Origin of the sequence: Collimonas fungivorans, from assembly GCF_028292705.1 — a bacterium.
Lineage (GTDB): Bacteria > Pseudomonadota > Gammaproteobacteria > Burkholderiales > Burkholderiaceae_D > Collimonas > Collimonas fungivorans_B.
In genome coordinates this window covers 1-3,826 of sequence record NZ_JAQGLV010000386.1, presented here as the reverse complement: position 1 = coordinate 3,826, position 3,826 = coordinate 1, and the positions used below count along the sequence as shown (strand labels likewise).

Annotated in this window: 6 protein-coding genes; 1 reads left to right on the top strand and 5 read right to left on the bottom strand. The window is 59.9% G+C overall.

Features of this window, described 5'->3' with window-relative positions; translation table 11 throughout:
* Positions 1-46 precede the first annotated feature (46 nt).
* Both JWQ61_RS21105 and JWQ61_RS21100 read right to left on the bottom strand, forming a co-directional pair.
* Positions 47-331, bottom strand: a complete 285-nt coding sequence (locus JWQ61_RS21105) for an HU family DNA-binding protein (protein WP_014004094.1) — start codon at positions 329-331, stop codon at positions 47-49.
* 268 nt (positions 332-599) lie between these two features.
* Positions 600-1,262 carry an epimerase gene (locus JWQ61_RS21100; RefSeq protein ID WP_304362247.1) on the bottom strand — a complete coding sequence of 221 codons (663 nt, stop codon included), beginning with the start codon at positions 1,260-1,262 and terminating at the stop codon, positions 600-602.
* A 145-nt stretch (positions 1,263-1,407) separates the two neighbouring features.
* On the opposite strand from JWQ61_RS21100, the gene JWQ61_RS21095 reads away from it, so the two are divergent.
* Entirely contained in the window at positions 1,408-2,031 is a 624-nt protein-coding gene (locus JWQ61_RS21095) for a TetR/AcrR family transcriptional regulator (RefSeq protein WP_304362246.1), read from the top strand.
* Here JWQ61_RS21095 and JWQ61_RS21090 read toward each other — a convergent pair.
* From JWQ61_RS21090 to JWQ61_RS21080, 3 genes are all read right to left on the bottom strand, one after another.
* On the bottom strand, positions 2,000-2,371 hold the full coding sequence (locus JWQ61_RS21090) for a hypothetical protein (protein ID WP_304362245.1): 372 nt from the start codon (positions 2,369-2,371) through the stop codon (positions 2,000-2,002). The genes JWQ61_RS21095 and JWQ61_RS21090 overlap by 32 nt on opposite strands.
* Before the next feature lie 61 nt (positions 2,372-2,432).
* Positions 2,433-2,936, bottom strand: coding sequence for a hypothetical protein (locus JWQ61_RS21085; protein ID WP_304362244.1), 504 nt, complete (start codon positions 2,934-2,936; stop codon positions 2,433-2,435).
* 167 nt (positions 2,937-3,103) lie between these two features.
* Positions 3,104-3,826, bottom strand: a 723-nt coding sequence (locus tag JWQ61_RS21080; RefSeq protein WP_304362243.1) for a hypothetical protein, incomplete at its 5' end; no start/stop codon positions are given.

Genomic DNA, 3,826 nt, shown 5'->3' with positions numbered 1-3,826 from the left:
CGAAAAAAAAGCCCCCTGAATTTCTCCAAGGGGCTTTTTTATTACATCATTTCTTCTTCTTGTTCACTGCATCTTTGAATGCTTTACCAGCTGTGAACTTGACGGTCTTGGCTGCGGCAATCTTGATTGCTTCGCCGGTACGTGGGTTACGACCGGTGCGTGCAGCGCGTTTGCCGGAAGAGAACGAACCAAATCCAATCAACTGAACTGTACTACCTTTAGTCACGGCCTTGATCACGTTGTCTACTACGGATTCCAAAGCGCGCTGTGCAGCGGCCTTCGAGATTTCGCAATCGGTGGCAATGGCGTCGATCAATTCGGTTTTGTTCATTTCGTTAAATCCTCAAAAAAAGTGGTGAGTTGCAAATTCTAGCACCGTATTTGCTTGGAATCGGCGATGTAGACTACCGCAAACGCGGGATTGAGACAAATTGCTTTTAAAATTTCGTTTGCGGGCTTTGTATCTGTAGCACAAAAATCCGCTTTTGCGACAAAAAAAACGGACTTTCATGCGGAAATTTTTGCACATGACGATGCCGCCCAACCTCCGCAAAACGCTGCGGGGCGGCGGTGAGCCGGGTTTTGAGCGACCGGAAAAACTAGATGGCGTTGATGTCCGCAGCCTCGAGCACTTGCTTGGGACCGCCTTGCCGCGCCAGTTTGATCATCGCCCGCCCCATCTGCTCGGTAGTGGTGATGTGCTTCGGGAACAGCCGCCTGGCCAGCGGCAGCAGCGGCGCCGCCAGCGTATAGAACAGCTGGTAGGACCTGGTCTTGGAGCGCACCCCATGCAGCGGCTGGATCACGCCGGGGCGGAACATGAATGCGGCTTTGAGCGGCAAGCGCAGCAAGGCGTTTTCGGTGCGGCCCTTGACCCGCGCCCACATGCTGCTGCCGTGTTCGCTGGAATCGGTGCCGGCGCCGGAGACATAAGTCAGGGTCATGCCTGGATTACGCGCCGCCAGCGTCTTTGCGATGGCCAGCGTCAGGTCGTAAGTCAATTCGGTGTAGCGCGCTTCGGACATGCCGGCCGACGACACGCCGAGGCAGAAGAAGCAGGCGTCGTAGCCTTGCAATGCCGCGGCATGGTCGGCAATACGGGCCAGGTCGGGGATGACCAGCTCCTGCAATTTGCCGGATGGACGACCGGCGCCGGGGCTGCGGCCGACGGCCAGCACGGATTCGATGTCGTCATCAAGCAGGCACTCGCGCAGCACGCCTTGTCCGACCATGCCGCTGGCGCCAAATAAGATTACTTTCATTGCAGGTTCCGATCTTGTTGTGCCGCCGCCGGCCGCCCGGCGAGTTGATAACATTGTATAATTACACTGCACAGTGTAGTTTCTGGCTCAAGAAAAGTAAACTACCTGGTGTAAAATTCAGCTATCCGTCATCCAGAAGCAGACCATGACCACAGCCCAACGCCTCACAGACCGCAAGCGCGAGGCTATCCTCGAGGCAGCGATTGCCGAATTCCGCGCCAACGGCTTTGAAACCACCAGCATGGACAAGATCGCCGCGCGGGCGCAAGTGTCCAAGCGCACGGTGTACAACCATTTCCCCGGCAAAGAGGAGCTGTTCGCCGAAATCCTGATGCAGTTGTGGGAAAGCAGCGCCGAACAGCATGCCCTCATTTATCGCCATGATAAGCCGCTGCGCCCGCAGCTGCTCGAGCTGATGCAGTCGAAGATGCGCATGCTCAGCGACAGCAATTTCCTCGACCTGGCGCGGGTGGCGATTGCGGCCACCATCCATTCGCCGGAACGGACCCAGGACATGGTCGCCAGGCTGGGCGAGCGCGAGGAAGGCGTCAACACCTGGATCAGCGCGGCGCAGGCCGACGGCCGGCTGAAGCCCGGGGACCCGGCGTTTGCGGCGCACCAGCTGCAAGGCCTGCTGAAAACTTTCGCATTCTGGCCGCAGGTCACACTGGGCCAGCCGCCGCTGGCGGCGGCGCTGCAGCAGCAGGTGGTGGATTCGGCGGTGGATATGTTCCTGGCTAATTACGAGGCAGGCGGCCCGGCTCGGTGACGCAGCCCGAAAAATCCGCGCTCGGCAAAGCGGCCGGGCCATACCATTCATAGACGCCGGCAAACCCGCCGGTGCGCAAGATCCAGGCGCGCTTCTGTTCCTTGTTGATCCAGGCCTCGTGGTTGTAGCCATCGGCGACACGGCCGTTCTGGTTTGGCAGCACGATGGTGAGCAGGGATGTGTTCTGTGCTTCGGCCGGCGCAGACACGCGCGGCAGCGGTTGGGTGAAACCTGAGAAGGAAATGCCGTACCGGCCGATCAGGGCGTCGGCGACAGCGCAATTGGCCCAGGCAGGCAGGGTAGCGATGGCGGCAATAGCGAAAACGGCTACACGAATCATGCCTGCATTCCTTCAATATCTCGATTCGATGAATACTGCGGCCTAGGCCGCAGCACGGCAATCAGAAATGCCGTTTGACCACCTCGCCAAATGCATCTTCGGCGGAACTGCCTTTGAGCATCAGCTCGGTGATTTCGGCGGTATGTTCGCCGATCCCGTCCGGCAGCGCTTGGCGGTTGCTGCGGAAATATTCATAGCGGGCGGCATCGATCAGATCCTTGGCTTTCATCGCGATAGTGCCGCCACGCGGGCTGCTGCTGCGGCTGACGACGCGGCCGCCGGCAGAACTACGGGTGGCGCTGCTTGAGCGGAAACCGCCGGCGGCGACGGCTGCCTTGATTTGTTCCAGCGTGAATACCGGCGTGGCGTTGGCGCCGGTGAATTCATCTTCCTTCGGATGCAGCAGGTGGTTGTTGCTGTCGAAGGCCATTTTCTTTTCGGCGCTGTTGGTGAGCTGGTAATACGGGCGCGGCCCCGGGCTGGCCAGTCCGAATTGCACGCGGTCGCCGTATACCTCCATCTTGCCCATGACATCTTTCAGGTATGCCGTTGTCAGGGAGTCCATCTTGCCGGTCCAGCGTTTGGTTCTTGTCGTGTTCAAAATGCGTTACTTCCAATAATGATGGCTGCATATTGCAATAGCAGCCGTTTATGAATCGATTGCAGTACGCATTATCCCCCGACACGATTTGCTACGAATGGATCACAGCAAAATATATTGTTGTCCGCAGATCACTGTTTCAGGCAGCCCATGCCTCCCAGTGTCGCCTTCAGCGCCTCGTCCAGCCGCGTGTGCGGCTCGCTGCCGAGCAGTTGAACCAGACGCCGGTTGTCCAGGCGCAAGGGCTGGCGCCACAGGTAGCTCATCTCGCGCAGCTCGCGGAAAACCGGAACGAACGGCGCCGCCAGCGGCAGCAGCCACCAAGGGAAGCTTTTTGCCTTCAGGCCTGGCTGGCCGGTGACGCGCCCGATGGCGGCCACCATTTCGGTGCCGTCGGTGTCCCAGTGGCCATTCATGTGGAAGGTATCGAAAGCAGCCAGCGCGGGTTCGTGCTCTATCAATTGCATCATGGTCTCGGCCACGTCCGGCAGGTAAGCCCACTGATGGCCGATGCCGCGCTGTCCGGGGTAGCTCACCGCCGTCACTGGCTGGCCCGGCTTGACCAGGCCTTGCGAAAACCAGGAATTGGCCATGTGCGGCCCGAAAAAGTCGCCGGCGCGCACCACCAGGGAGCGCACTCCGCTCTGCGCAGCCTGGCGCAGCCGGCGCTCCAGCTGCACCCGGATCGCCCCCTTGCGGGTGCTCGGGTTTTGCGGCGAAACTTCGCGCAAGTCGGGAAAAGCGTCGGCGCCGTAGTTGTAGACGGTGCCGGGCAGGATGATGCGGGCGCCGGATGCGCGCGCCGCGGCGATGCTGTTGTCTATCATCGGCACTACCAGCTGCGCCCAGTTGCG